This is a genomic window from Vibrio sp. 10N.222.52.C12 (assembly GCF_041474215.1).
GTDB classification, from domain to species: domain Bacteria; phylum Pseudomonadota; class Gammaproteobacteria; order Enterobacterales; family Vibrionaceae; genus Vibrio; species Vibrio crassostreae_C.
In genome coordinates this window covers 1-26,497 of record NZ_JBFRTR010000091.1, presented here as the reverse complement: position 1 = coordinate 26,497, position 26,497 = coordinate 1, and the positions used below count along the sequence as shown (strand labels likewise).

The 26,497-nt window shown below is 42.3% G+C and carries 28 protein-coding genes; 19 read left to right on the top strand and 9 right to left on the bottom strand.

Going from position 1 to position 26,497, the window contains the following annotated elements; translation table 11 throughout:
• Positions 1–35: 35 nt before the first annotated feature.
• The 4 genes from matP to AB4623_RS16505 all read left to right on the top strand — a co-directional run bounded on the left by matP (position 36) and on the right by AB4623_RS16505 (position 2,605).
• A complete protein-coding gene (gene matP, locus AB4623_RS16520; RefSeq protein WP_017059673.1) occupies positions 36–491 on the top strand; it encodes a macrodomain Ter protein MatP in 456 nt (151 codons plus the stop codon).
• Positions 492–514: 23 nt separating this feature from the next.
• Positions 515–823 (top strand): DUF3634 family protein, encoded by a 309-nt coding sequence (locus AB4623_RS16515; protein ID WP_372146883.1) that lies wholly within the window; start codon positions 515–517, stop codon positions 821–823.
• Between the two features lie 105 nt (positions 824–928).
• Positions 929–1,240: a hypothetical protein gene (locus tag AB4623_RS16510; RefSeq protein WP_017059671.1), complete on the top strand. Its 312-nt coding sequence runs from the start codon at positions 929–931 to the stop codon at positions 1,238–1,240.
• 144 nt (positions 1,241–1,384) lie between these two features.
• Positions 1,385–2,605 carry a hypothetical protein gene (locus AB4623_RS16505; RefSeq protein ID WP_171733513.1) on the top strand — a complete coding sequence of 407 codons (1,221 nt, stop codon included), beginning with the start codon at positions 1,385–1,387 and terminating at the stop codon, positions 2,603–2,605.
• Between the two features lie 100 nt (positions 2,606–2,705).
• On the opposite strand, the gene AB4623_RS16500 is transcribed toward AB4623_RS16505, so the two are convergent.
• The 5 genes from AB4623_RS16500 to AB4623_RS16480 form a co-directional block, all read right to left on the bottom strand.
• Entirely contained in the window at positions 2,706–3,308 is a 603-nt protein-coding gene (locus AB4623_RS16500; protein WP_372146881.1) for a DUF2971 domain-containing protein, read from the bottom strand.
• A gap of 338 nt (positions 3,309–3,646) precedes the next feature.
• Positions 3,647–4,249 (bottom strand): porin family protein, encoded by a 603-nt coding sequence (locus AB4623_RS16495; RefSeq protein WP_017059668.1) that lies wholly within the window; start codon positions 4,247–4,249, stop codon positions 3,647–3,649.
• Positions 4,250–5,187: 938 nt separating this feature from the next.
• Entirely contained in the window at positions 5,188–6,909 is a 1,722-nt protein-coding gene (locus AB4623_RS16490; RefSeq protein ID WP_372146880.1) for an ATP-binding protein, read from the bottom strand.
• Positions 6,909–8,093, bottom strand: coding sequence for an FIST signal transduction protein (locus tag AB4623_RS16485; protein ID WP_372146878.1), 1,185 nt, complete (start codon positions 8,091–8,093; stop codon positions 6,909–6,911). The genes AB4623_RS16490 and AB4623_RS16485 overlap by 1 nt, the downstream gene beginning before the upstream one ends.
• Before the next feature lie 115 nt (positions 8,094–8,208).
• The gene (locus tag AB4623_RS16480; protein ID WP_016767203.1) at positions 8,209–8,574 is read right to left on the bottom strand and encodes a hypothetical protein; all 366 of its coding nucleotides are present in this window, start codon (positions 8,572–8,574) and stop codon (positions 8,209–8,211) included.
• A 252-nt stretch (positions 8,575–8,826) separates the two neighbouring features.
• Here AB4623_RS16480 and ccoN point away from each other — a divergent pair, with 252 nt between their 5' ends.
• The 10 genes from ccoN to uspE all read left to right on the top strand — a co-directional run bounded on the left by ccoN (position 8,827) and on the right by uspE (position 17,811).
• Complete coding sequence (ccoN, locus tag AB4623_RS16475; protein ID WP_008221953.1) at positions 8,827–10,260, top strand: cytochrome-c oxidase, cbb3-type subunit I; 1,434 nt, start codon at positions 8,827–8,829, stop codon at positions 10,258–10,260.
• 11 nt (positions 10,261–10,271) lie between these two features.
• Positions 10,272–10,892: a cytochrome-c oxidase, cbb3-type subunit II gene (gene ccoO / locus AB4623_RS16470; protein ID WP_016767204.1), complete on the top strand. Its 621-nt coding sequence runs from the start codon at positions 10,272–10,274 to the stop codon at positions 10,890–10,892.
• A gap of 9 nt (positions 10,893–10,901) precedes the next feature.
• The gene (locus tag AB4623_RS16465) at positions 10,902–11,078 is read left to right on the top strand and encodes a CcoQ/FixQ family Cbb3-type cytochrome c oxidase assembly chaperone (protein WP_009846708.1); all 177 of its coding nucleotides are present in this window, start codon (positions 10,902–10,904) and stop codon (positions 11,076–11,078) included.
• Positions 11,078–12,052, top strand: a complete 975-nt coding sequence (gene ccoP / locus AB4623_RS16460; RefSeq protein WP_010440814.1) for a cytochrome-c oxidase, cbb3-type subunit III — start codon at positions 11,078–11,080, stop codon at positions 12,050–12,052. Before AB4623_RS16465 ends, ccoP begins: the two co-directional genes overlap by 1 nt.
• Before the next feature lie 85 nt (positions 12,053–12,137).
• A complete protein-coding gene (locus tag AB4623_RS16455) occupies positions 12,138–12,617 on the top strand; it encodes a FixH family protein (protein ID WP_016767205.1) in 480 nt (159 codons plus the stop codon).
• A 5-nt stretch (positions 12,618–12,622) separates the two neighbouring features.
• Positions 12,623–14,995, top strand: a complete 2,373-nt coding sequence (locus AB4623_RS16450; RefSeq protein WP_372146876.1) for a heavy metal translocating P-type ATPase — start codon at positions 12,623–12,625, stop codon at positions 14,993–14,995.
• A complete protein-coding gene (ccoS, locus tag AB4623_RS16445) occupies positions 14,995–15,231 on the top strand; it encodes a cbb3-type cytochrome oxidase assembly protein CcoS (protein ID WP_017070549.1) in 237 nt (78 codons plus the stop codon). Before AB4623_RS16450 ends, ccoS begins: the two co-directional genes overlap by 1 nt.
• A complete protein-coding gene (locus AB4623_RS16440) occupies positions 15,221–15,895 on the top strand; it encodes a sulfite exporter TauE/SafE family protein (RefSeq protein WP_017070548.1) in 675 nt (224 codons plus the stop codon). The genes ccoS and AB4623_RS16440 overlap by 11 nt, the downstream gene beginning before the upstream one ends.
• Before the next feature lie 86 nt (positions 15,896–15,981).
• The gene (locus tag AB4623_RS16435; RefSeq protein WP_017059637.1) at positions 15,982–16,728 is read left to right on the top strand and encodes an FNR family transcription factor; all 747 of its coding nucleotides are present in this window, start codon (positions 15,982–15,984) and stop codon (positions 16,726–16,728) included.
• A gap of 132 nt (positions 16,729–16,860) precedes the next feature.
• On the top strand, positions 16,861–17,811 hold the full coding sequence (gene uspE / locus AB4623_RS16430; RefSeq protein ID WP_017070547.1) for a universal stress protein UspE: 951 nt from the start codon (positions 16,861–16,863) through the stop codon (positions 17,809–17,811).
• Positions 17,812–17,914: 103 nt separating this feature from the next.
• On the opposite strand, the gene ttcA is transcribed toward uspE, so the two are convergent.
• The 4 genes from ttcA to AB4623_RS16410 form a co-directional block, all read right to left on the bottom strand.
• Positions 17,915–18,808 (bottom strand): tRNA 2-thiocytidine(32) synthetase TtcA, encoded by an 894-nt coding sequence (ttcA, locus tag AB4623_RS16425; protein ID WP_372146874.1) that lies wholly within the window; start codon positions 18,806–18,808, stop codon positions 17,915–17,917.
• Positions 18,809–19,127: 319 nt separating this feature from the next.
• Entirely contained in the window at positions 19,128–19,778 is a 651-nt protein-coding gene (locus AB4623_RS16420) for a DUF2987 domain-containing protein (protein ID WP_017063862.1), read from the bottom strand.
• Positions 19,779–19,900: 122 nt separating this feature from the next.
• Complete coding sequence (locus AB4623_RS16415; protein WP_102393736.1) at positions 19,901–20,752, bottom strand: glucosaminidase domain-containing protein; 852 nt, start codon at positions 20,750–20,752, stop codon at positions 19,901–19,903.
• The gene (locus AB4623_RS16410; RefSeq protein ID WP_017063864.1) at positions 20,745–21,560 is read right to left on the bottom strand and encodes a membrane protein; all 816 of its coding nucleotides are present in this window, start codon (positions 21,558–21,560) and stop codon (positions 20,745–20,747) included. The genes AB4623_RS16415 and AB4623_RS16410 overlap by 8 nt, the downstream gene beginning before the upstream one ends.
• A gap of 329 nt (positions 21,561–21,889) precedes the next feature.
• Here AB4623_RS16410 and potA point away from each other — a divergent pair, with 329 nt between their 5' ends.
• From potA to AB4623_RS16385, 5 genes are all read left to right on the top strand, one after another.
• A complete protein-coding gene (potA, locus tag AB4623_RS16405) occupies positions 21,890–23,005 on the top strand; it encodes a spermidine/putrescine ABC transporter ATP-binding protein PotA (RefSeq protein WP_017059631.1) in 1,116 nt (371 codons plus the stop codon).
• On the top strand, positions 22,989–23,846 hold the full coding sequence (potB, locus tag AB4623_RS16400) for a spermidine/putrescine ABC transporter permease PotB (protein ID WP_017059630.1): 858 nt from the start codon (positions 22,989–22,991) through the stop codon (positions 23,844–23,846). Before potA ends, potB begins: the two co-directional genes overlap by 17 nt.
• The gene (potC, locus tag AB4623_RS16395; RefSeq protein ID WP_017059629.1) at positions 23,846–24,616 is read left to right on the top strand and encodes a spermidine/putrescine ABC transporter permease PotC; all 771 of its coding nucleotides are present in this window, start codon (positions 23,846–23,848) and stop codon (positions 24,614–24,616) included. The genes potB and potC overlap by 1 nt, the downstream gene beginning before the upstream one ends.
• Positions 24,617–24,765: 149 nt before the next feature.
• Positions 24,766–25,800 (top strand): extracellular solute-binding protein, encoded by a 1,035-nt coding sequence (locus tag AB4623_RS16390; protein WP_017059628.1) that lies wholly within the window; start codon positions 24,766–24,768, stop codon positions 25,798–25,800.
• Between the two features lie 210 nt (positions 25,801–26,010).
• A partial coding sequence (locus AB4623_RS16385; protein ID WP_136975496.1) for an extracellular solute-binding protein occupies positions 26,011–26,497 on the top strand: 487 nt, incomplete at its 3' end.

Genomic DNA, 26,497 nt, shown 5'->3' with positions numbered 1-26,497 from the left:
TACGCTGTCACTAGGATTAACTCTCGAGATTAGACATGAAATATCAGCAACTTGAAAACTTGGAATGTGGTTGGAAATGGAACTATCTGGTCAAAAAATGGAAAGAAGGCGAGTCGATCACCTGCCACATAGATTCAAGTGAAGCTGACGTTGCTGTTAAAGCCTTATTGAAGCTTGAACACCAACCTACAGGTGTCCTTGAGTGGATATCTAACAACATGTCTCCTGAGCTCGATAACAAGCTTAAACAAGCGATCAGAGCTAAGCGAAAACGCCACTTCAATGCTGAACAAGTTCATACAAAGAAGAAATCAATCGACCTTGATTACCGTGTATGGGAAAAGCTATCTCAACGTGCGAACGAGCTAGGTTGTACGCTCTCAGATGCCATCGAGTATTTGGTTAGCGAAGCGTCTCGTAGTGAGCAGGCCAGCAAGACGGTGACTAGCCTCAAAGAAGACTTAAGCAAGCTCCTTTCTGACGATAAATAACCATCAACAGTAGTGGTGACATTATGATGTACGTAATCTTAATCGGTGCGGTATTAGTTTTTTGGTTAGTAGCAGTCGACCGACCGGTATTGAAAATTAAATTTAGCGACGGGGCGATCGAACAAGTTAAAGGGCATCTTCCACCGAGCTTTAAGCACAACCTTCAAGAGATTGGTCATAACAATACCTTTAAAGGCAAGCTAAAAGTGTATGCAAAACGTTCTGGTTACAATCTCAAGTTCACTAAAGATGTTCCTAAAAACGTACAGCAACGTATTCGTAACGTGTTCCCGCATAATGGTTTTAAGTCTAAAGGCTCAAAGAAAGCGTAATCGTTGAGAGTTACGCGTTAGCTGGTCAATCCTCATACTAAGTTAATCCTTCATTTCTCTTAAATCTCCGCATACTGTTCTCACCCTCAACAAAGAGAGAGCAGTATGAGATATCTAGTATTACTATTATGTTTTTTATCCCCAGTCGCTTTTCCCGACGATGCATTGGTTAATCCTGTAGCTAAAAAGATAAAAGTAACCGTCATGAAAGGGCTCAACAAGAGTAATGTTGATTTCGAGGGTTATTGCGATCTGATGATTGAGATGAAGCACTCTAAAGGTTACGCAAGAATCAAAAAGGTGAGAACGTCTGGAGATAGTAAAGTTTGCAAGCAGGCGAAAAAACACCTACCGACGAAGAAAAGGTTCAAATACAGCTTTCCAGAAAAGTATATCCGGCTACATATCACACACTAGCCACTCTCAACGCACTATAACTAAATATCCTTAATTTTATTGAAACAATTTCGTGAACCAATCTCTAATTTCTATTAATATTAGTTTTGTTATAAAGGCAGGATATGCCGATACAAGAGCATTTACGGCAAAGGAAAGTCACGGTTGTTGTTAGCAAATAAAAGTTATACCTCTGAAGTAGTTGAGATCTCAAGGAAGGTCTCAATCAATGTTGAAGCTCGCTTTAATCGATGGTTAATCTCACCTGAATATAAGCTCGCACAATCTACAGTAGACACGTTACTAAGTTTGGAAAATAGGTATTGTGATAGTGTCATATTTGATGAATCTGACCGCATATCTCACAATCAACGTATTTTATTGCGCTGCGAGCAGGATAGAGTCAATGCTCATCGTGAAAAAGTCGACGCGAAGCAACAAACCTTACGATACGTTATCGATGATGTCAGCAATGCCGCTTCTGCGCTAATGCTTGAGAAGCTTCAAGGTACCTTAATAAGTTCGTTGTTTTCAGACTTACCCGATTACAATCAGTTCGCTAGTGTTGCGTATTCGCCATCTTTAAACTTTTCCAAACTCCATGAAATATCCGCGAAAAGTAGGCCATTGAGCTCAAGTTTAATCGAGTTTGTTTCCAATCAAGAGTTTGCAGATAAATATGGAAAGAAATCTAAGGTAATTCTCGATCCAAAAGTTGCAGCACGACAAATAGGAATAGAAAATTGTCGTTTATTGTTCCCATTGTTAATGAGTCAACAGCTGATTAAGTGGAATGATGGCAACATTAAACACATCACACCTAAGGTTTGGCAACACTTGGTCGTGACGTCAAATGCGACTCGAATTCGACTTCAAGAAACGTCGGTTAAAGATCCTAACGTAGGCATTTTACTTGGTGTGTTGAGAGTTCTGCCTTTGTTTTTAATTTGTAACCACTTTTCTTCAACGTTTGAAGACGCATTGGTAAAAACGATGCTTGGTTATCGTGAAGCAAGTGACAAGCATGACGAATATTATGCTTGTACTGAGGTGATGCCAAACACACAGTTTCTTGAATCAATGGTCGAGCAGCTAGAGCTTAAGCTACTAAAAAACCTCGTTGAATTTATAGATTGGAGCCCTGGAAATCAGTTCATCAAGAGGGCACTTCTAGAGGAAGTGAATGACATTCCAGTACTTGAGCGAACGGTTTATGGTGCAGCTTTGGCTCAAGGTAGAAAATATTCTGTTTTCGAGGCGTTAGATAATAGTGAACTATTTAACGTTAAGCACCGACCTTATTGGTTTTCAACTGTTCAAATGTCTATCGCGACGATTGAGCAGATGCAAGATAAAGTACTGGGAAAGCTTACGGTGAACATGTAATAAAAAGAGAGAGTCTCATTAATGTCGCTCTCTTTTTTGTTGCGCTGTAACTTTATGTGAATGTCTTGTTTTGGCGCTAAACAGTAGGATTACACTCTACTTAACTGACCACTTCGAAGGTAAACGACTCTTGCTTTGCTATTGCGTGTTTAACAGGGATACCAAGGCGCTGGCAAGTCATCAGAACTTTCAATTTCCTGTCGGCAGGAGCGTGCTCTGACAGAATCACCGAGCTTAGGCACTCTCTATTAAGGTAGAGTCTATTTCCGATCATCTCGTCATCAGGTAATACCCAGCGGTATTCCTTTTCATAACGCCAATTAGAATGCTTAATTTTGAATATCTCAGCTCCCAGTCTTGATGTTTGTAAACCTCTTAGCGATGTCGGGCGGAACATATTCGGTTCGTCTTCATACTGGACTTCAAAACAGTTGAGATTGGCCTCGCCGTTATAGCAGTTGAGATCATACTCGATACACATGCCTTTAAAGTTGTCACCATACTGCGACCATAGTATTGGGTGGTCGTTCGACTGAGAGAAACACATGATCTTAAAGTTTTGTTGAAGCTCTTTGTTGAATGCGTGGTTAGATTCAAAAGGGTTATTAAAAGTTTTAGCGTAATCAAACCACAACGAACACTCGGAAATAGATTGTATGTTTCTGTCGTGGAGCGATCTGAACTTATAAAGTTTAGGCAACATATCAAACACCTAGTTTACAAAATTGCCTGATGTTAACACTTTAATTTATTTTTAAGGATTGAATGCATAGCATTTGATTGCTTAATCACCAAATTTATTCGTATAACTGTTTGATAGATCAAAATTTAAACACGAAATAGTAGCCTGTTAAAGTGGTTTATTTTGCGTTAGGGCAAAGCTTTCAAGTTGTAACTTTTTACAGAAGATACAACGTAACTTTATTTATGGTTGAATTGTCTTGTCAAAGTAGAGGTCGAGTAGGGAAATAGGTGATTAAAATTAAAGCCGAGCTTTAAAAGGACGGCTTTAGTAGTATTGAGCCTACGAGTGAATCAAGTTTAGAAGTGGTACCTTGCACCTAGGTAAGCGGTTTGAGGTGACACATCGATGGATTCAATTTCAACGTTTGCATAGCGGTAACCAATATGGATATCGATGTTGTCTGTTACCATCGCACCAAGCTCAGCACCAACTTGGTAGGCTGCTTCAGACTTAGAGTCTGATACTCCAAAAGCTTTCGCTTCCATATCCATAGAGCCAACACCGGCTAATAAAGATACATACAGATCTAATACGTCACCTTCAACAATAAACTTTGGTTTAATGTTTACGAAGAAAGCATGGCCTTCAATATCCATTAAGTCGTTATAGCTAACTTTTCCGATTTTTCGGTACTCGGCTTCTAGCCCCAGTTTGACGACATCATGTGTATTGAATTCGTAGCCTCCAACCAAGTTATAGCTAAAGTCTGATAGATCAGATGAATCTTCAATGGCGCTGCCACGATATTCTAATTCAGTTTCATTATAAAAGCCGATATCAACACCAGCATAAAAATGACCATGCTCTCTAGGTGAGTTTTCGTTTTCACTAGCAAGCGCCTGCGAGCTGATGCCAAAAAAAGCGGTGAATAGCGATAGGGCGATTGTACTGATTTTCATGTAAAGCCTTCTAAGATAATAAGTTATTCTGTTCCAGAATATGTTAACAAACAAAAGATACTCTAACTAATTGAGAACTAGCCTAAAGATCTGATTTTAAAGACTTGTTGGTAATAGAAGTGTCATTATCGCAGTTATGAGACAAGTTAATATAGTCCAGACAGAGGTTAATAGAATTTATGTTGCACTGTAACTTACGATTAGCCAAGTCGTTTATAGAAGTTCGTTTTGGATGGCAACGCAGTTTGGTAACAATGACCGTTGGGCATCAGAAAATTCAAAGTTAGTGGTTTGAAAAACGAGTACGGATGTTACTGATGACGTTGATAGTTGATTCAATTTGGTGAAGAACAAGCCAACATAGGTAAACAAGACTAGATGATTCGGGAGTTCGCTTGGTCTTTTGGGACCGTTAAATCTAGCGAACAAGAGTAACCAAGTCTTTTCAGTTTATTGGTAGTACGGACAATAGACCGAGAGTTAGTGGAAGCGTTAATCATCTAGGTTCTTTTGGTAAGCAAAATCAGGGTAATAGCTTTTAACACTCAACCAGCAGAGACTCTGGACTAACTTTGGAGAGGCATCCGTAATTAGAAGTCTTAATTAAGTTTGAGCAGACATGTGATAAAGCCATCACGATTTAATCCAATTAACGCGGAGTCAAAGCCAGCCAGTAATTAAATAGATAGATTCATGCGGCGCTGTACGTATAATTACGCGAGTAACAGGCCCTGAAACCTCTCAGATTTCAATCTCCTTTTTGGTGCGTATTATGTATATTATGTTAAATGGTGTTTGGTATTTATAAGGCAGGTATCTTTGTGCGATGCCCTGCCTCTTGTTTATCTACCAAATCGATGTTCTATTTAACAGTAAGGCTATTTACCATAAAATACCTAATAAACATATTTCCTAATCTTCGATTAAGAATACGTTTATTAGACTTCAAGCATTAATCGATCAATTGCTTCTGTGATCTCTTTAGTTCTTACTGGCTTGGTCACGAAATCATTCATGCCGACATCTAAGCACGAACATTTGTCTTCTACTGATGTGTGTGCTGTTAGCGCAACGATTGGTGTTTTGATGTTTGCGTCTCTCATGTATTTGGTTGTGGTTAATCCATCCATGACCGGCATCGACACATCCATTAAGATAATGTCTATTGATTCGTTGCCTCTTTCAATAAAGCCAATCGCTTCTTCACCATTACTTGCGATGAAAACCTCGTGGCCTTGTCTTGTAAGGATTAACTTTATCACCATTTGATTCGTTGGATTGTCTTCGACAACTAACACGGAATAACGGCTTCTTAACTCTCGTGAAGATTCGTCTTCTTTGTTAGCCAGATTATTCGTAACTCTAGTAAGTACCGGCAACTGTACTTCAAATTTCGAGCCTTTGTCCGGTTCACTTTCTACAGATATACGCCCACGCATGAGTTCAACAAGTCGTTTCGTGATGGCCAAACCCAAACCGGTGCCGCCAAATCTACGAGTTATTGTGCTATCGGCCTGAATGAACGGACTAAATAATGAAGAAAGTTTCTGTGAACTGATACCAATCCCGGTGTCTTCAACTGTTATGTAGAATGAACTCTGTCGGTATTCAATAGAAACATGAACATGTCCGCGGTTAGTGAACTTAATCGCATTGCCAATTAGGTTAAAGAGAATCTGTGCCAAGCGGCTCGGGTCAATATAATGAAGTTCACCTTCAGGGATATCGCTGGTCACGGTGAGTTGAAGCCCTTTTTCGTCTGCTGCTTTTATTTGTTCAGATAAAACAAAAGTTACAGTGTCTCTAATATTGGTCCATTGAGGTGCAAGTGAGAAACATCCCGATTCTATTTTGGAAAAGTCCAATACGTCACTAATGATCGCTAATAGAAGCTCAGATGATGTGCTCATATTAAGCAGTATAGATTGTTGTTCTTCATTTAACTGTGTGGATTTTAATGCGTCAATCAATCCTATAATAGCGTTTAAAGGCGTTCTCAGTTCATGGCTCATCATAGCTAAGAATTCAGACTTTGCCTTGTTCGCTCGTTCCGCGTCTTTTCTTGCTGTAACAAGCTCTGCAGTACGTTCTCGAACAGTGGCTTCAAGCTTTTCTTTGTTCTCAATATCGAAAACAGCACGCTCTATCAGTGGTCGAAAACGGTTTAGGGTTGCTTTGGTCTCAATACTAAAGTGCTTGGTGTTGGAATGGACGAAAATAATAACAGATTGTGTCAGCCCACTATCAATACCTGTAATGAGAACTGAATTAATTTGGTCGAGAACGATGGGATGCAAAGAGTTGAATTCACCCAATGATTTGGGTTCAAAAAGGATGGCACATTCTCCGTTGATGACACGCGATAGCTTGCCACAATCAGTCCACAACATCTGTTCGAAGACTTTGTTATTGGTCAGCAGGGTTTTGAAATCACCTTCCTTCCCTACCCTTGATACCACAATAAAGTCATCAAACTTAATGTATTTTTTGAGTACATATTCCAAGCTTGAGAATATCTCTGATATGTTACTTGCCTTGCTGATCGCAGAGATAGTAGACAAGATCACTCTATTCTCTTCAGCCAGTTTACGCTCACGGGATTTTAGCTTTTGCAGTTCAATACGAGCTTCTTGCAGCGCTTCTTGACCTTCAGAACCCATTACTTTTTCAACCTATAAAACGTTGCAGACGATACCATTAAATTCCCGTGTGCATTCTCGCCACCAGAGAGCCTGCCTTGTTCACCAAACGTAAACGGACATATGTATGGGAGCCCATTAAGTGCTTGATTTATTTGGTCACAAACCTCATCCATATCTTGTTTAAGGTTCAACATTGGGCCTGCACAAAAGATATTGATCGCCCCTAGTTTCTCTTCAAGATCCATGTCGTTGTAGTATGAGGAGTGAATGATATTCGCGGCGCGGCTAATCAACTGCTGCTTAGACCCTTGCATCAGGTAGATGGTGTCGCCTTCACTGATGTCTGTGAACAGCTCAATCCCATTACACTCCGTCTCTCTGATCGAATGAGACAATTTGAAATATGGGTAATCGTAAGAAGAGCCGACTTTCCTGCCTAATGGGTAGACTGACGACTTTTCGAATATGTAGCCATCATCACTGCCATCTAAGTGGAAATTAGTCCATTCGTTGTAAACGGTGACGGCTGGCCTGTGGTCTATCTCCAACAAAATTCGGTTTCTTACTTTGGTCACGGTGCCTGAATACCGCGTAGGCGTATGACCCGCGCTGAAAGAGGAATAGATGGACTGAGACGCAAACACTACCGTTAAAGACACACCATTTATAGACAGCGACTCTTCGGTGAAGATACTCCAATTTCCAGAAACCTGGTTGTCGGCAGCGCTTCCACCAATAATAGGCACCTCAGTACCGAATTTCTTATCGATCGCTGTCATCACTTTTTCTTCATTGCCAGGCGTCGAGTGAAGCAAGATGAGGTCGGGTATTTCACCTTCTCGATTGGCGTTCTGTAGTGCTTTATCGATGGCGTTGAAGGTACTGTGCTCTATGGTTTCACCAAAGTGCTCAATACCAGTACCATAAGCGTTGATCCCTGAGTCATAGATGATAAGTACACCAATCACAGGTCCAGAATGGAACCCAGTTTCGGTCATGATACCGTGGCAGGTGGTACATCCGTGTATCGGACTGTTTGGAAGAGCATCTACTAAATAGCGCTGTACAGCGAGCGTCGAGTACTCTTCTGTGCAGTAGCAAATAAGACAAGCAATTTCCTCGGCGTTTTCGACCCCGCTGAGCAACTCATCTATCGCGATGTTTTCACTTAAGGCATAAGAGACTTTTGATAGAAATTTCATAGATTTCTGGAAACTTTATTAATGCACTCTTTATAACACTTAAATGCATTGTGTTTCACTGATTTGGTACATATTTCTATCAAAAGAACCGAGGAGTAACTCAGTTTTGGCCTTATTACTCTTTTGAAAGGTTTACAGAAAACGTACTTACCTGTTGTGGAAATGTAACTGTTATTGAGGAGGTCTTAGCACTAGTTTGTAAAAGCCAATTTGTTGGGCTTTTTTCTTCTAAAATTTCGCTTCCATTATTACTAATGATAAATTTGCCAGTTTCAGATGTTTCAATTGAATACCCTAGGCTATCACCCGAAATCAAAACATTATGTTTATCAATACCAAATTCACAAGGTTTTGAAATTATACAGTTCACCGTCTTGTCGTTGTTGTATGTTACTGTTCTCCAAGTAAATGCAGCTATTAAAATAACCAACATGACGATAATTTGAACAAGCCTGCCCTTTGTTAGCTTTTGTGCCGCCATTATAATCTTTACTCCTTGTTACAAAGTTCAAAGTTTTTAAATAAAAATCCAATTCCAGACCAAGCGTAAGGTTACTACTCTGTCATTGATTTGTTAATTCAAGTATAGTGTCGCGTTGAAAATGCCACTTTTTTTTAAAATCAGCAAGTGGAAATAAAGCCCTGAATAGGCTGAATTTCCTTTTCTAATTTGGGTGGCATTACGACGTGAGTCGTGTTGGAAGTAAAGTGTAGTAAATAAGAAATTGGAAGCATGCAAATGAGCCAAGAAAAGCAGCTTGAACAAAACTACAACTATACGGTCGTCCGTCAATTTACCCTCGTTACAATTTTATGGGGTATTGTCGGTATGGGCGTTGGTGTTTTGATTGCCGCTCAATTAGTTTGGCCACAGCTAAACTTTGATACGCCGTGGCTGACGTACAGTCGTTTACGTCCCCTGCATACTAATGCGGTTATTTTTGCGTTCGGTACAAGTGCGCTGTTTGCAACATCATATTATGTTGTACAACGTACCTGTCAGACGCGTCTCTTTGGTGGTCCTCTCGTAGCCTTTACCTTTTGGGGTTGGCAAGCGATTATCCTGTCCGCTGCAATTACTTTACCGTTAGGTTTAACCTCTGGTAAAGAATACGCAGAACTTGAATGGCCAATCGATATTGCTATTACTCTTGTGTGGGTAGCTTATGCGGTCGTGTTCTTCGGAACCATGATTAAGCGTAAGACATCGCACATTTATGTAGCTAACTGGTTCTTCGGAGCCTTCATCATCACGGTTGCCGTGTTGCACATCGTTAACAGCCTGGCTGTTCCTGTATCTGCGTTTAAATCGTACTCGATTTACTCCGGTGCGATCGATGCAATGGTGCAATGGTGGTACGGACACAATGCGGTAGGCTTCCTATTGACAGCTGGTTTCCTAGGTATGATGTATTACTTCGTCCCTAAACAAGCTGGTCGCCCTGTTTACTCTTACCGTTTGTCGATTGTTCACTTCTGGGCTCTTGTGTCATTGTATATCTGGGCTGGTCCTCACCACCTACACTACACTGCACTTCCAGACTGGACTCAATCTCTAGGTATGGTTATGTCTTTGGTACTGTTTGCTCCATCTTGGGGTGGCATGATCAACGGTATCATGACTCTATCTGGTGCGTGGCATAAGCTACGTTACGATCCGATCCTACGTTTCCTAATCGTTTCTCTATCATTCTACGGCATGTCGACTTTCGAAGGCCCTATGATGGCAATTAAAACGGTTAACGCACTATCTCACTACACGGACTGGACTATCGGTCACGTTCACTCTGGTGCGTTAGGTTGGGTTGCTATGGTTTCTATCGGTTCGGTTTACCACTTAGTTCCTAAACTATTTGGTCAAGAGCGTATGTACTCTGTATCTCTAATTAATGTTCACTTCTGGTTAGCAACGATTGGTACGGTTTTCTACATTGTTGCAATGTGGATTTCTGGTGTGATGCAAGGTCTGATGTGGCGTGCAGTTAACTCTGACGGTACATTGACTTACAGCTTTGTAGAGTCTGTAGAAGCCTCTTACCCGTTCTACTTTGTACGTTTCTTAGGTGGTTTCATCTTCCTATCTGGTATGTTCTTATTGGCATACAACACGTACAAAACTGTTTCAGCACCTAAAGATAGCCTTAAAGCTATCCCTCAACCGGCTTAAGGAGATTTAGAATGAGCTCAAATTCAAATAATCGCCATGAGTTGGTCGAGAAAAACGTTGGCTTACTAGCGATCTTGATCGTTATTGCTATCAGCTTTGGTGCTTTAGTAGAAATCACCCCTCTTATTTTCCAAAAGCAGACAACAGAACCTGTAGAAAACCTACGCGTTTACTCTGCTCTGGAAATGGAAGGTCGTGATATCTATATCCGCGAAGGTTGTAACGTATGTCACAGCCAAATGATTCGCCCTTTCCGCTCTGAAACTGAACGTTATGGTCACTACTCTGTAGCTGGCGAAAGCGTTTGGGAACACCCATTCTTATGGGGTTCTAAGCGTACGGGTCCTGATCTGGCGCGTGTTGGTGATCGTTACTCTGATGAGTGGCACCGTGTTCACCTTCTAGACCCTCGAGAACTTGTTCCTGAATCAAACATGCCTGGTTTCCCATGGCTTGCTGAGAACGTACTTGATGGCAAATTGACTAAACAGAAGCTTGAACTCTTCCGTAATCAATTTGGTGTTCCTTACACAGACGAACAAATTGCTAACGCTAAACAAGATGTTGAAGGAAAAACAGAGATGGATGCAATCATCGCTTACCTTCAATCGCTTGGCCACGCAATGAAATAAGGAATAATTATGGATATTATTACATTTCAAAGTGTTTGGACTGTTACTGTTTTTGCTTGTTTCATTGGCATCGTTTGGTGGGCATATGGCAAGAATCGTAAATCACGTTTCGACGAAGACGCGAACCTTGTGTTCGCAGACGACGAGCCGGCAACAAGTTCTAAAAATCAAGGAGTGACAAAGTAATGAGTACATTCTGGAGTATCTGGGTTAGTGCGATTACGATTGGTACCCTAATTGGTTGTGCGGTCTTACTTCGTTGGTGTTTTAAAGATAGAACAGGCGTAGAAGAAGGTCATGATATGGGCCACGAATACGATGGTATTCGCGAGCTTAATAACCCACTACCAAAATGGTGGACATACCTTTTCATTAGCACAATTGTGTTTGCAGCGGTTTACCTTGCTCTATACCCTGGCCTTGGCAACTTTAAAGGCCTACTCGGTTGGACAAGTTCAAACCAAGAAGTTCGCAGTATCGAAGAGTCTCGCTCTTCAATCGCTGCGGCTCAAGCAAACAAACAATTAGATGAGTACGCGAAAGAGCTTGATGATGCTAACACCTACTTTGGTGAAGCGTTCAAAAAGCTAGCTCACGACGAAAATGGTTTACGTTCTGTCCCTGACATTGCATCAGACTCTGACGCAATCAAAGTAGGCCAACGTTTATTCTTGCAAAACTGTTCTCAGTGTCACGGCTCTGATGCTCGTGGTCAGAAAGGTTTTCCTAACCTAACTGATGACGCATGGCTATATGGTGGTGAACCACAAGCTATCGTTACGACGATCATGCACGGTCGTGTTGGTCAAATGCCAGCGTGGAAAGACGCTCTAGGCGAGCAAGGTGTTAAAGAAGTAGTTAGCTATACTCTTAGCCTTTCTGGTCGTAGTGTTAATGTACGTGAAGCTGAAGCAGGTAAAGCACGTTTCGTCGTGTGTGCTGCATGTCACGGTACTGATGGTAAGGGTAACCCTGCAGTAGGTGCACCTGACCTAACAGACCGCGATTGGTTGTTCGGCGATTCTCGTGCTGATGTAACTGAAACAGTAATGAACGGACGTTCTGGTGTAATGCCCGCTTGGAAAGATATTCTAGGCGAAGACAAAGTTCAGCTTGTTGCATCGTACGTTTGGAGCTTAAGCAACTCGGATAATAAGTAACATTTCAATAACAGCCTCTTTCTAAGGGGCTGTCTTTCCTTTATTTTATAACCCCTTCTTTTTATTCTTTTTTGAGATATTTTTTATGGTAAAGCCTTGGTATAAACAGTTTTGGCCGTGGTTCTTAATCGCGTTGCCGGCGACAGTTGTGATTTGGACGATTATGACGGTGATTGTGTTCACACAAAACTCTGTCGATTTAGTGACTGAGGATTACTATAAAAAAGGAAAAGGCATTAACGTCGATATTTCAAAAGTAAATGTTGCAAAGGAACTCGGCCTATCAGCTACCGTTAACGAGAAAGGTAACTCAGTTGTCATTACTCTCGACAAAGGTAAGCTTGACCACTTCCCTGCTATTAACGCTATGTTCGTGCACAGAACATTGCCTGACCGCGATTTCACGCAGCTTCTTACTGCTGATGCGAAGGGTAACTATACGCTGACTCTAGACCACGAAATGCAAGGTCCATGGTTTATTGAACTATCTCCGCATGACTCTGAATGGTTGGTGCAAGGCCGCATGAACTTTCCTATTGATACACCTACTCAACTAACGAATTAAATCTTATGTGTGAATCCTGTTATCACTGCGGTGAAGATGTACCAGCGGAAACGGATTTTGAAGTTGAGATTCTAGGATCGGCTCGTAAGATGTGTTGTCCGGGCTGCGAGACCGTAGCTCAGACCATCGTTGATAGCGGTTTGGTTTCTTATTATCAATACCGCACCGCTCCAGCTGAGAAAGCTGATCTCGTGCCAGAGCAACTTCTAGCACTCAGTCATTATGATAATGAAGATGTTCAATTAGAGTTCGTTCGTAACTCAGAAAACACCTCAGAAGTGACGCTGTCACTTGATGGTGTGTCTTGTGCTGCCTGTGCATGGCTGATTGAGAAGCAAGTATCCTCAAAACATGGTGTTGGCAGTATTCGTGTAAATACAACCACTAATCGTGCTTTGCTTAGCTGGGATAATACGCAAGTGAAACTTAGCGAGTTGTTATCGGCAATACATACACTAGGTTACAAAGCTGCACCTTTTGAAGCCGATCAACAAGAAGCCGCCTATCATCGCTCGATGAAAAACTATCTCTATCGTCTTGGTGTTGCTGGTTTGGCGACCATGCAAGTCATGATGCTGGCTGTTGCGCTTTATCTTGAAGTCTTTGGTAACCTTGAGCCCGAATTCAAAAGCTACTTCCGTTGGGTGAGCTTAATCTTTGCAACACCGGTTCTGCTCTACTCTGCATTGCCTTTCTATATCAACGCGTGGCGTAGCCTCAAAGGTCGAACATTGGGTATGGATGTACCTGTGTCGATCGCTCTTTTGTTTGCCTACGTTGCAAGTTTGGTCGCAACGTTGACAGAGAAAGGTGAAGTCTTCTTCGAATCTATCTCGATGTTTACCTTCTTCCTACTGCTTGGTCGTTTCCTTGAAATGCGCGCTCGTCGTAAAGCCGCCGCTGCTAGTGGTAACCTGCTTAAGCTCGTTCCTGCTATGGCAACAACGTTAGATGGCGAACAAGTTCCAGTCAAAACCTTAAAAGTTGGCGACCAAATTCGCGTTCTACCGGGTGAGCACATTCCTGCCGATGGCAAAGTATTGTCTGGCAGAGTTCATATCGATGAATCGATGCTGACTGGCGAATCTATCCATGTGGTCAAAAACGAAGGCGATACTGTCTACGCTGGTACATTGAATGGTGATGAGTCGTTTGAACTGGAAGTGATGACATCAAAAGCGGATTCGGTGATTTCCAACATCGTTCGCCTGCAAGACGAAGCGCAACTGTCTAAACCTCGCATTGCAGAAATTGCTGATGTTGTGGCTCGATACTTTGTTGCGGTTATCTTAATCATCTCATTCGGCACTTGGTTTTACTGGCACCAAACACGACCAGAAGACGCTTTCTGGATCATGCTTTCGGTATTGGTCGCAACGTGTCCTTGTGCTCTGTCACTTGCAACACCGACGGCGATTACCTGTTCCACTTCTCGCATGGGTAACTTCGGTATTTTGCTGCGCAAAGGCCACGTATTCGAAACCTTGTGCAAAGTAAATCACTTGATCATCGATAAAACAGGCACATTGACTGAGGGTGATATTCGTATCAGCCAAGTTGAAACCTTCGCTGAACTTGATAAAGACACTTGTCTCAAAGTAGCGGCGAGCCTGGAACAACACGCTAACCACCCTATCGCTAAAGCGTTCAAGTCTCATATTTCAGATGATATCGAAGTAGAGTCTGTCAATAACGTAATTGGTTCAGGTATTACTGGTGAGTGGAATGGTCAAGAAGTAGCAATCGGTAGTAGTGAGTTCATTCTTGGTGAATCTCAGCCTTCCGAAAGCAACGGTATCTACCTGTCATTGGCTGGTCGCCATATCGCGACATTTACTTATGAAGATCCGATTCGCAAAGAAAGCATCGAGTTTATTAAGCAATTTAAAGAAGCGGGCATCAAAACAACGCTGCTGACTGGCGACTCTTTGATTAACGCGAAGCCTGTTGCTGAAGAGATCGGTATTACTGATATTGTTGCTAACGCGAAACCTGAAGATAAACTTGCTTACCTGAATTCTCGAGATGCAAGTGACATCACAATGATGGTTGGCGATGGTATTAACGATGCCCCTATTCTTGCGGGTGCTCACCTTTCAGTTGCTATGGGCGGCGGTACCGATGTGGCGAAAGCCTCTGCAGATATGGTGTTATTGGGTGATAAGCTCGATAGATTACTTAAGTCGCGTACTTTGGCGTTAAAAACGCGTAAGATAATTCGTGAAAACCTAGCATGGTCATTGGGATACAACCTACTCATCCTTCCATTGGCCGTTGCGGGTTTGGTTGCTCCATACATTGCCGTTGTGGGCATGTCTGCCAGCTCTATTATTGTTGTGTCTAACTCGTTAAGGCTTTTAAAAGAGCAAGGTAAATAATGGAAAGTTTATACATTCTGATCCCCATTGCGATTGTTCTGGTGTGCATCGCTGTTGGTATTTTTCTATGGGCGGTGAAGAGCGAACAGTTTGAAGACCTAGAACGTCAAGGTCACAACATTCTGTTTGATGAAGACGAAAAGGCTCACAACCATTCTGATAGCAAACCTGTCAAGAATGAGAAAGCTAACGGCGAGAGCCAAACTAACGTAGACAAAAAGAACGATGACGCCTGATTGGATCGGAGCCTTTGTTGTTGGATTGATCGGCGCAGGTCACTGCATGGGAATGTGTGGTGGTATTGCGTCGCTTCTTTCGATTGGCAACAGTAAACCTTCCCCTGTTATTCCCCTACTTTATAACCTAGGGCGCTTGCTAAGTTATGCCGTGATTGGCGGTGTGATTGGCGGTGCAATCTCTTCGATAGGTCAGCTAAGCGATTTTAACGCTCTGCTAGGTTGGCTGCGATTATTTGCTGCTGGCTTCATGATCGTCTTAGGGTTGTATATCGGTAAATGGTGGTTCGGCTTGTTGTTCTTTGAAAAAGTCGGACAGAAGCTATGGCGTTATATCTCTCCTTTAGGTAAATCATTTCTACCCTTGAAGCACCCTAGCCACGCTTTGCCGTTTGGCTTTATTTGGGGTTGGCTACCATGTGGCTTAGTTTACTCAATGCTTACGTGGGCGGCCGTATCAGGAAGTTGGTACAACGGTGCCGGTATCATGCTTGCTTTCGGTTTAGGGACGCTCCCAGCGATGCTGACGGTTGGTATGGGTGCTAATTTCCTCAAGAAACTGCAACAAGCTGACTTATTTCGCCAACTAGGCGCAATTTTAATCCTCATTTACGGTTTCTATACCGGTTATATGGCACTACAGCTCATTATTTATACCGTATAGCCATTCTTTAAATCCGGTTTTTTTACTACCCAACTGGATAAAGGAATGCTAAAATATTGACGTATATCAAATAGTGAAAGATTGTTATGATTTCTGAAAAGCCTGTGACGAAACGTGTTCAGTCTGGTGGCTGTGCGATCCATTGCCAGGATTGTAGTATTAGCCAGCTCTGTATTCCGTTTACTTTGAATGAATCTGAACTCGATCAACTTGATCAGATCATTGAGAGAAAAAAGCCTATTCAAAAAGGCCAAGAGTTATTTAAAGCCGGTGACGAGCTTAAATCTCTATATGCTATTCGCTCTGGAACGATCAAGAGCTACACGATTACTGAGCAAGGTGATGAGCAGATTACTGCGTTCCACCTAGCGGGCGATCTTGTTGGCTTCGATGCGATTACTGGTGACCAACACCCTAGTTTCGCACAAGCGCTAGAAACTTCTATGGTATGTGAAATCCCATATGAGATTCTTGATGACCTATCAGGAAAAATGCCTAAATTGCGTCAGCAAATTATGCGCCTGATGAGTAATGAGATTAAAGGTGACCAAGAAATGATTCTGCTTCTTTCTAAGAAGAACGCGGAAGAGCGCCTTGCTGCATTCCTTTACAACCTTTCTACTCGCTTCTCTCAACGTGGCTTCAGCCCGCGTGAGTTCCGCCTAACGATGACTCGTGGTGATATTGGTAACTACCTTGGTTTGACTGTTGAAACAATTAGCCGTCTTCTAGGCCGTTTCCAAAAAGCAGACATCTTGAGCGTTAAAGGCAAATATATCACTATCGAAGATCACGATGCGTTGATGGAACTTGCTGGCGTTTCAAAAGAATAGTCTAGATATCAATGATGTAGTTCAATAATGAGCTACATCATGTTTCTCTCTTAAAACCTCTTATATTTCTCTTAATCTCTCCATAACTACGCTACATTATTTATATGTTCGGTCTGAAAAGTAGGCTTAGTTATGAGTATCTATAACAAAATTTTAGTTGTCGCAGACATTAATCACGATGAGCAACCTGCTCTAGTTCGTGCTATCCAACTTGCTAAGAAAAGCACCTCAACAAGCCACATCACTTTCTTTTTGTCGATATACGACTTCTCGTATGAAATGACATCTATGCTCTCTATCGATGAAAGAGACGCAATGCGCAAAGGCGTAATTCATCAACGCGAAATTTGGATGAATAAAGTCGCAGAACCTTACCTAGATGATTCTATTGAATTTAATGTACAAGTGGTTTGGCACAACCGCCCATACGAAGCGATCATTGCCGAGGTTTACAGTGGTGAGCACGACATCTTAATCAAAGGCACGCGTAAGCACGATACCTTGGAATCTGTCATCTTTACTCCAACCGATTGGCATTTATTGAGAAAGTGCCCTAGCCCAGTGCTATTGGTTAAAAACGATTTCTGGCCAGATCACGCGAAGATTTTTGCTTCAGTTCATGTAGGTTCTGAAACAGAAGCTCATTTAGAGCTTAACGATACGATGGTCGACAGATTGCTAGAGATCACCGGTCGTTTGGATGCGGAACCGTTCTTGGTGAATGCCTACCCTGTGACGCCTGCGAATATTACCATTGAACTGCCAGAGTTTGATCCAACGTCTTATACCGATGCGGTTCGTGGCCATCATTTAACGGCAATGAAAGCATTGCGCCAGAAGCACGGTATGTGTGAAGAACAAACTGTGGTTGAACAAGGCTTGCCAGAAGATGTTATTCCTCGCGTCGCTTCTGAAAATAACGCTGCGATGGTGATTCTGGGTACAACGGGTCGTACTGGCTTGTCTGCCGTGTTTATTGGTAATACCGCGGAACATGTTATCGATAAGATTAACTGTGATGTGTTGGCTCTTAAACCGTCTGGTTACGTCAGCCCACTAGACCCTAACCTTTCGAAAGGTTAGGTCAGGGATAGTTTAACTTATAAAAAAACGCCTCAAGCATTGCTTGAGGCGTTTTTGTTTGTCTGTTGTAGGCGCATCTATTGCTCTACAACGATTATTCTTATTATACGTTCGTTACGTCGATGAACATTGACTCATCGATGTTAGAAGATGAAATTTCAGCTTCTTCGAATTCGTACGCTTTGCGGTCTTCACTACGGTCTAGTGGAAGGTTCACGAAGTCAAACAGCTCGCGGTCAGCCAGTTGGCTTGGACTTACGTTCTGGATTGACTTGAAGATCTTCTCAACACGACCTGGCGTTTTCTTATCCCAATCAATTAGCATCGCTTTAATGTTCTGACGCTGTAGATTCTCTTGAGAGCCACATAGGTTACAAGGAATGATTGGGAACTCTTTATGTTCTGCGTATTTGATTAGGTCCGTTTCACGACAGTAAGTCAGTGGACGAATAACAACGTTACGACCATCATCTGAACGAAGCTTTGGTGGCATAGCCTTTAAGCGCGCACCGTGGAACATGTTTAGGAACATGGTCTCAACGATGTCGTCTAGGTGGTGACCCAGAGCGATCTTAGTTGCACCAATCTTCTCTGCGAATGAGTACAAAGTACCACGACGAAGACGAGAACATAGGCCACACGTTGTTTTACCTTCTGGCACTTTCTCTTTAACCACTGAATACGTGTCTTTATCTACGATGTAGTAAGGAATGTTCAGCGTTTCAAAGTACTCAGGAAGAATGTGTTCAGGGAACTCAGGTTGTTTTTGATCTAGGTTTACTGCCACAACATCAAATTTGATCGGTGCTGCTTCACGTAAACGTAGCAAAATATCTAACATCGCAAATGAATCTTTACCGCCACTAATACATGCCATTACTACGTCATTCTCTTCGATCATGTTGTAGTCGATGATGGCATTTCCAACATTTCTTCTCAGACGTTTCTGAAGTTTGTTGAATTCAAGTGTTTCTTTTCTATTATCGTTTTGGTTCATTGCGACTCTCACACCGTCGTATTACCGACTGTAGATTGCTAGTGGGACTGTTTTAGGGCGTGGATTATACGGATTTTTATTTGATGTTGAAATAGTAACGGCCGGATAAACAAGCTGAGTAATAGAAAGATTCTGCTTTTATTGTTCGATAAGCGCCTAAACGGCAGAGAAACGCGGCTTCACAAGCTCTCGGTTGGTATCATAGATAAAGAAAAGCAGCCTGCTCTAATTCGATGAGGCTGCTTTAAGATATGTCGTAAAAGCTTAGGGGAATGATTCCGCTAAGCTTTTACTTCACTAACAATGATTCTGTTAAAAATTATTGCGCGGGAATGTACGGCAATACGCGAACTGTTGGTTCTGGCAACGTGATGCTGTCACTTCCATTCAGTTCTTCTAAGGTGAATTTCGCACGTCCTTCTTTGATTGGTAGTTGCTTGCCATTTGAAAGCTCGATGTTGCCTTCCAGCTTATTAGCGAACTCTAGCGTTAACCCTTGGATATCTGGCGTGAACCAACCAGAGAACATACCGCTGACGTCTTCAAGCATCGCCTGCATCTGTGGCAATAGGTTTTCTATCTGTGCAACTTCTACTGTGCCAGCTAAAGGCTCTTGAGTCATCACCACAAAAGAATACGCACATTCCTGTTCTTGAGTTTGTACAAAGATAAGAGGGTTTGCTGAGCGTAGGTTTTGATCTACCGGTAGAAGCAGTTCATTGGCCGGAGAGACTTTTAGCTCTTCGTAGTGCTCTTCTTTTTCCATCCAAGCTTTGCTGATGTGACAGGTTTGCTGAGCTTGTTGATCAACAAAGAAGACCGCAACTTTGACATCATCATGCCCTTCTTTGGTGTTGTTTTTCAGCTGAGTATAAAGCTTAGAATACGTGAACATGTATTCTTGCGCTGAAGCAGGAAGAGAAACCCCAAGGCTTAATGAGGCTAATAAAGCGAGTGCTGTCTTTTTCATTATTATAATCTTGTCGAAGTTGAGCGTTTATAAATAGAAAGAGCAGCCAATGAGCTGCTCTTTTTGTGATATTACTGGTATAAGCCGACTATCGAAGGCAACCAAGTTGGTATCAAAATGAGTTACTTTTTCCAGTATACCTCGTTGTGACGGATCATAGCTTGTAAATCAGTCACATAGTCGGAACCTCGCTCAGAATATTTTAACAAGCCATTGGTGAGCTCTGTCGCCGTTGCAGTTGTTAAAAGATCATCACCTTGCGCATCAAGTTTTGCACGAATCACTCTTAGATCGGCGTAAGCACGATTACGATTAAGGTTCATGAAATACCGATGTACGGATTCTTGGCTTGAAGAGAATGTTGCGACTTCATGAGAGCTACCTTCGTTACGTTGTAGCGGAACAAGGCCACAACCTTTGGTGTAACACCAGTGTCCAAAATAGTTATTTGCTTTAGTGGCGAAACGAGATGTACCCCAAGCTGATTCATTGGCCGCCTGAGTTAACACAAGCGCTTCAGGTAGCACGTTTACACGATTCAACATTTCTTTCAGCCAAGCGTCATCTAAGCCCGATGAAGGTACAGGCAGGCTATACAGCTTCCCTAGTCTCTTTGCGTATGACGCGTCTTCAGAGTCAACATTGTTCAACCCCGTCTCTGAAAGCTTGGTTAGAAACGCACGTTCTTTGGTGATTCGCTTGTTTTCGATGTTGATACTTGGGCGAAGATAAGAAAAGAAGGTGTCTTTCTTTTTATTTACATCTTCAATCGCTGCGAAATCTGGCTTATCAGAAGAGACGGTCAAGTCACCAAAGTTTTGCTCTGAGTCTGAAGCCTTTTGCCCCGCTCGCCTGCGCTCTTCTTCTTGTTGGTAAAGCATTGGGCCAACTAACGAGATCGAGCCAACTAAGGCTAATGCTGTCACTTTTAGCGCAAGTGATTTACTTGCGCTTAATTTAGAGTTGTTATGCATCGAATACCTGTGGGTCTTTATTGTTGCTACCGTTGTGGTCGTCGTCGCTCTTTGGTCTGTCTGACGCGATCAGTTTGAGTTTAATGCCAAACATCTCGCGGTAAAGAATCCCTTTCACGTGGAAGAAGAAAGGTAAAACGAAGATAAGGCCAATGCCGTACATCATTGCCGCGACGATGAACATCAGCATTACTAATAGGTAGATAGAAGCAACGGTGAAGATTTTTTTGTTGACAGCACGCAGAGAAAGCAGCAGCGATTGCATTGGCGGCACTTTCTTATCACAAATCAGCAGAATCGAATGGCTGAACGCCAGTGAGAAGTAGATAGACAAGAACGGCAGAATCATACCTGCGATGCCTTGAAGCATTAGGCTAAACAAAGTCACTAGAATAACCGGAACCGTAAACTGCAAACCTTTACCGATGTGGCGTACTTTGGTTTGTAGGCCAGCGGCGTGGCTCATTGCCATTAAACAGATACCGGCATAGATAGGCGCGCTGATCACTTCATAGCTAAAGTTCGCAATAAAAATCGATTCAACGATTTGTGGCGTGAACGACTCTGGGTCGATAACCGCATCCAAGATAACCGCAGGATCACCAAGCTGTAGTTTTAGTGCGATATAAAAGATAGCGAGCTGCACAAACATCAAAGCAATAATCGCTGGGGAAAACGAAAGAAAGTGACTTATCGTATGTTTCCAAGCTTCTTGGAATACAGCCGTTGCTTTGAGCTCATAATCGCCAGAAAGTGCACGGTTGATACTACCGCCCAAATTAAAATCTTTTTCGATGTCGTTGTTCATATTGATACCTAGGTGTGCCGATTAAGCGAAGCCACCTAACTTATTGATAAAAAATTACCTTCATTATACTCATATGTCGGATACAAACTAAAATATGAATCTGTAACAAGGCTTGCTTTTGCGTCTTAATGGTTAATAATTAGACACTTGTTAGGGTGTAGACCCAGTAAATAACAGTATGGTAAAGGATGTTTACTTTTACCTGCGAAATTTTTTATCTTCGAAAGGTAAAAAATGCTTTGAATTCACGTTTTTGGTGATTATGATGCGCGCCTTAAAGGTGTATAGCAACAGGTCTCAAATAGAACCAAGGTGGAGAAAAACAGACGTTGAACGCTAAAAAATCAGTAGGAAAGCCAGTAGTACAGCTAACTGGCATCAGTAAAAGTTTCGATGGTAAGGAAGTCATCGGCAATCTGGATTTAAACGTAAATCATGGTGAGTTTCTCACGATTTTAGGCCCATCAGGTTGTGGTAAAACAACCGTGCTAAGAATGATTGCGGGTTTTGAAACGGCAGATAGTGGTCAAATACTATTAGCTGAACAAAACGTAACCCAAGTTCCTGCTGAACAAAGGCATGTAAACACTGTATTCCAAAGCTATGCCCTATTCCCGCATATGACCGTTTTCGACAATGTGGCATTTGGCTTACGCATGCAGAAAGTTCCAAACAGCGAGATTGAACCTCGTGTAATGGATGCTTTGAAAATGGTGCGCCTAGAACAAATGGCACAACGAAAGCCACACCAGCTATCTGGTGGTCAACAGCAACGTATCGCAATCGCTCGTGCTGTCGTTAATAAGCCTAAAGTTCTTTTGTTGGATGAATCTCTATCTGCTCTGGATTACAAACTACGTAAACAGATGCAAATCGAGCTGAAACAATTACAACGCCAACTTGGTATCACGTTCATTTTTGTAACGCATGACCAAGAAGAGGCGCTGTCTATGTCTGACCGTATTATTGTTATGCGTGATGGCGTGATTGAACAAGACGGAACACCAAGAGAGATCTACGAAGAGCCTAAGAACCTATTTGTAGCGCGTTTCATTGGTGAAATTAACGTATTCGAAGCGACAGCGAAATCTCGTCAAGATGAAAAACGCATTGTTGCGACAATCGAAGGTGAAGAGTCCATTATCTATCACGATAAAGACGTAACACCGGGTCAAAAACTGCAAGTATTGCTTCGCCCTGAAGATCTTCGAATCGAAGAAATTAAAGAGTCAGAGCAACGCGGTATTGTTGGCCACATTGTCGAGCGAACCTATAAAGGCATGACATTAGATTCAGTCGTAGAACTTGAATCTGGTATGCGTGTCATGGTTAGCGAATTCTTCAACGAAGATGACCCTGATGTTGATCACTCACTGGGCCAAAAAGTTGCAGTAACTTGGGTTGAGAGCTGGGAAGTGGTATTAGAAGATGAGCAAGAAGTTTAATTTACAAAACGCAATTGTTGCTTTAATCACAGGTTGGTTAGTGTTGTTCGTGATGATTCCAAACATCATGATCATTGGTACTAGCTTCTTAACTCGTGATGAAGCGAACTTGATCGAGATGACCTTCACTCTCGATAACTACGTGCGTTTGGCTGACCCGCTGTATTTTAAAGTGTTGATGCACTCTTTCTATATGGCAATTGTCGCAACCCTACTTTGTTTGATTATTGGTTACCCATTCGCTTACATCGTGGCAAAAATGCCGGCGAAGTGGCGTCCAATCATGTTGTTCCTAGTGATAGTACCATTCTGGACGAACTCTTTGATTCGTACATACGGATTAAAAATTGTACTGGGTACGCAAGGTGTCTTGAACAAAAGCTTGTTAGCGTTAGATATCATTGATAAACCGCTACGTATCATGTACTCAGAAACCGCAGTAATGATCGGTTTAGTGTACATCCTACTTCCGTTTATGATTCTGCCGCTGTATTCAGCGATTGAAAAACTGGACGATACGTATTTAGAAGCGGCTAAAGATTTAGGTGCGAACAAACTGCAAACGCTATTGAAAGTAGTACTACCACTAACAATGCCGGGCATTATTGGCGGCTGTTTGTTAGTGCTACTGCCAGCGTTAGGTATGTTCTACATCTCTGACCTATTAGGCGGAGCTAAGAACCTATTGATTGGTAACGTGATTAAGAGCCAAGTGCTCAACGCTCGAGACTGGCCGTTTGGCGCAGCGACGAGTATCGCACTGACCATGGCAATGGCTGTGATGCTGTATGCCTACTACCGAGCAGGTAAGCTATTGAACAAGAAAGTGGAGCTAGACTAATGGGGCGCACAGTTAAGTTCAGCTTTATGGCGCTGGTATACGCCTTTCTATACCTACCTATTATCGTATTGATCGCTAACTCGTTTAATGCCAATAAGTTTGGTATGAAATGGGGTGGCTTCACCACTAAATGGTATGACGCGCTTATTAACAACGACAGCCTAATGCAGGCTGCGTGGCACTCGATCAACGTAGCGGTGTTCTCAGCAACAGCCGCAACGATTGTCGGGAGCCTTACAGCAGTAGCCCTATTCCGTTACCAATTTAAAGGTAAAGGCATCGTAAATGGCATGCTGTTCATCGTAATGATGTCTCCAGATATCGTAATGGCGATTTCGCTTCTTGCGCTATTCTTGGTAATGGGTGTTCAACTTGGGTTCTTTACCCTACTTGCTGCTCACATTACCTTCTGTCTACCGTTTGTTGTAGTAACGGTATACAGTCGCTTGAATGGCTTTGATGTGAAGATGCTAGAAGCAGCAAAAGACTTAGGTGCAAGTGAATGGACGATTCTAAAACAGATCATTCTGCCTCTTGCTAAGCCAGCGGTTGCTGCGGGTTGGTTATTGAGCTTCACTCTGTCTTTGGACGATGTAATCATTAGCTCTTTCGTAACCGGCCCAACGTATGAAATCTTACCACTGAAGATTTACTCAATGGTTAAAGTGGGTATCTCTCCTGAGGTAAACGCCCTAGCAACAGTGATGTTAGTGGTGTCGTTAATACTGGTGATCATTTCTCAGTCATTAGCGAGAGAAAAAATCAAGTAAGTCTCCTACTCTATATAGAGACTGGCTTGATTAAGAAGTTAAGAGACTTCAAGTTCAAAAAAAGTGTTAATCATAAACAGAATGGTAAATTGCCATTCTGTTTTTCTATCTACTGCCTTCGGGCAACGTTTAGTTTGGAGCTAACGTCAATGAAAAAATGGGCTACTCTATTAGCTGGTAGTGCATGTGCGCTTTCAATGTTATCTGCACCATCATTTGCAAAAGATAACAAAGAATTGGTATTCATGAATTGGGGACCTTACATCAACAGTGAGATTCTAGAACAGTTCACTGATGAAACTGGTATCAAGGTGATCTACTCGACTTACGAGTCGAACGAAACCCTGTACGCAAAGCTAAAAACACACAACAAAGGCTATGACCTAGTTGTGCCGTCGACTTACTTCGTATCTAAGATGCGTGACGAAGGTATGCTACAAAAGATCGACAAAACTAAGCTGAACAACTTCAAGAATCTAGATACTAACTATCTAGATAAGCCGTACGACCCAAGCAACGACTACTCTATTCCACACGTAGTTGCGATCACAGGTCTTGCTGTTAACACTGACATGTACGATCCAGAAGATTTCCAAAGCTGGGCTGATCTATGGAAGCCAGAGCTTGAAGGTCAACTGATGATGATGGACGACACTCGTGAAGTGTTCCACATCGCACTGCGTAAGTTAGGTTACTCTGGTAACACAACCAACGAAAAAGAGATCGACGAAGCGTACGCTGAGCTACAAAAGCTTATGCCAAACGTTCTAGTATTTAACTCAGACAACCCAGGCGCGCCTTACATGTCTGGTGAAGTGGGTCTTGGTATGCTGTGGAACGGTTCTGCTGCTGCAGCGCAAAACGAAGGTCTACCAATCAAACTGGTTTTCCCTAAAGAAGGCGGTATCGGTTGGGTTGATAACTTTGCGATTAGCTCTGGTGCGGTAAACGTAGAAGCAGCTCATAAGATGATTGATTTCCTACTTCGCCCTGAAATTGCTGAGCAAATTTCTCGTGACACAGGCTACCTAACGGCCGTTAAAGCGTCTAACGAGAAGTTCAAAGATAGCCCTGCGCTATTCCCATCGCAAGAAGACCTTGATCGTGTTGAATGGCAAGCTGCGGTTGGCGATAAGACAGTGAAGTACGAAGATTACTTCATGAAACTTAAAGCAGGTCAGTAATTTAGCTTATTATCTAACTGTGGCTAAGTAACCAGTTTACTTAACAGGTCAACGTAGATAATCAATAAGTTAAAAATAAGAATATCAATGAATAGGCAGCTTAGGCTGCCTATTTTATTATATCGCTGCTATAATATAGCGCGATTTTTCGAAATCCTTTACCTTGGGTTCACTACCCAGCTCCAAATCAAACAAATGAACGGAACAGTAATGAAAAAAACACTGTATACCGGCGCATTGTGTGCTGCTACTTTACTTTCTACACCCTCTTTCGCAGCTGACCAAGAACTGTATTTTTACAACTGGTCTGAATATATTCCAAATGAAGTACTAGAAGACTTCACAGAAGAGACGGGCATTAAAGTCTACTACTCAACTTATGAGTCTAACGAAAGCATGTACGCTAAGTTAAAAACTCAAGGTACGGGTTACGACTTAGTGGTTCCTTCTACTTACTTCGTTTCTAAGATGCGTAAAGAAGGCATGCTTCAAGAGCTTGATAAAACCAAGCTAAGCCACTTTGCAGATTTGGATCCAAATTACTTAGATAAGCCATTTGACCCAAATAACAACTACTCAATCCCATACATCTGGGGTGCGACGGGTATTGGTATCAACTCAGACATGCTAGACAAGTCTTCAGTTAAAAACTGGGGCGATCTGTGGGATACGCAGTGGGAAGGTCAACTGATGATGA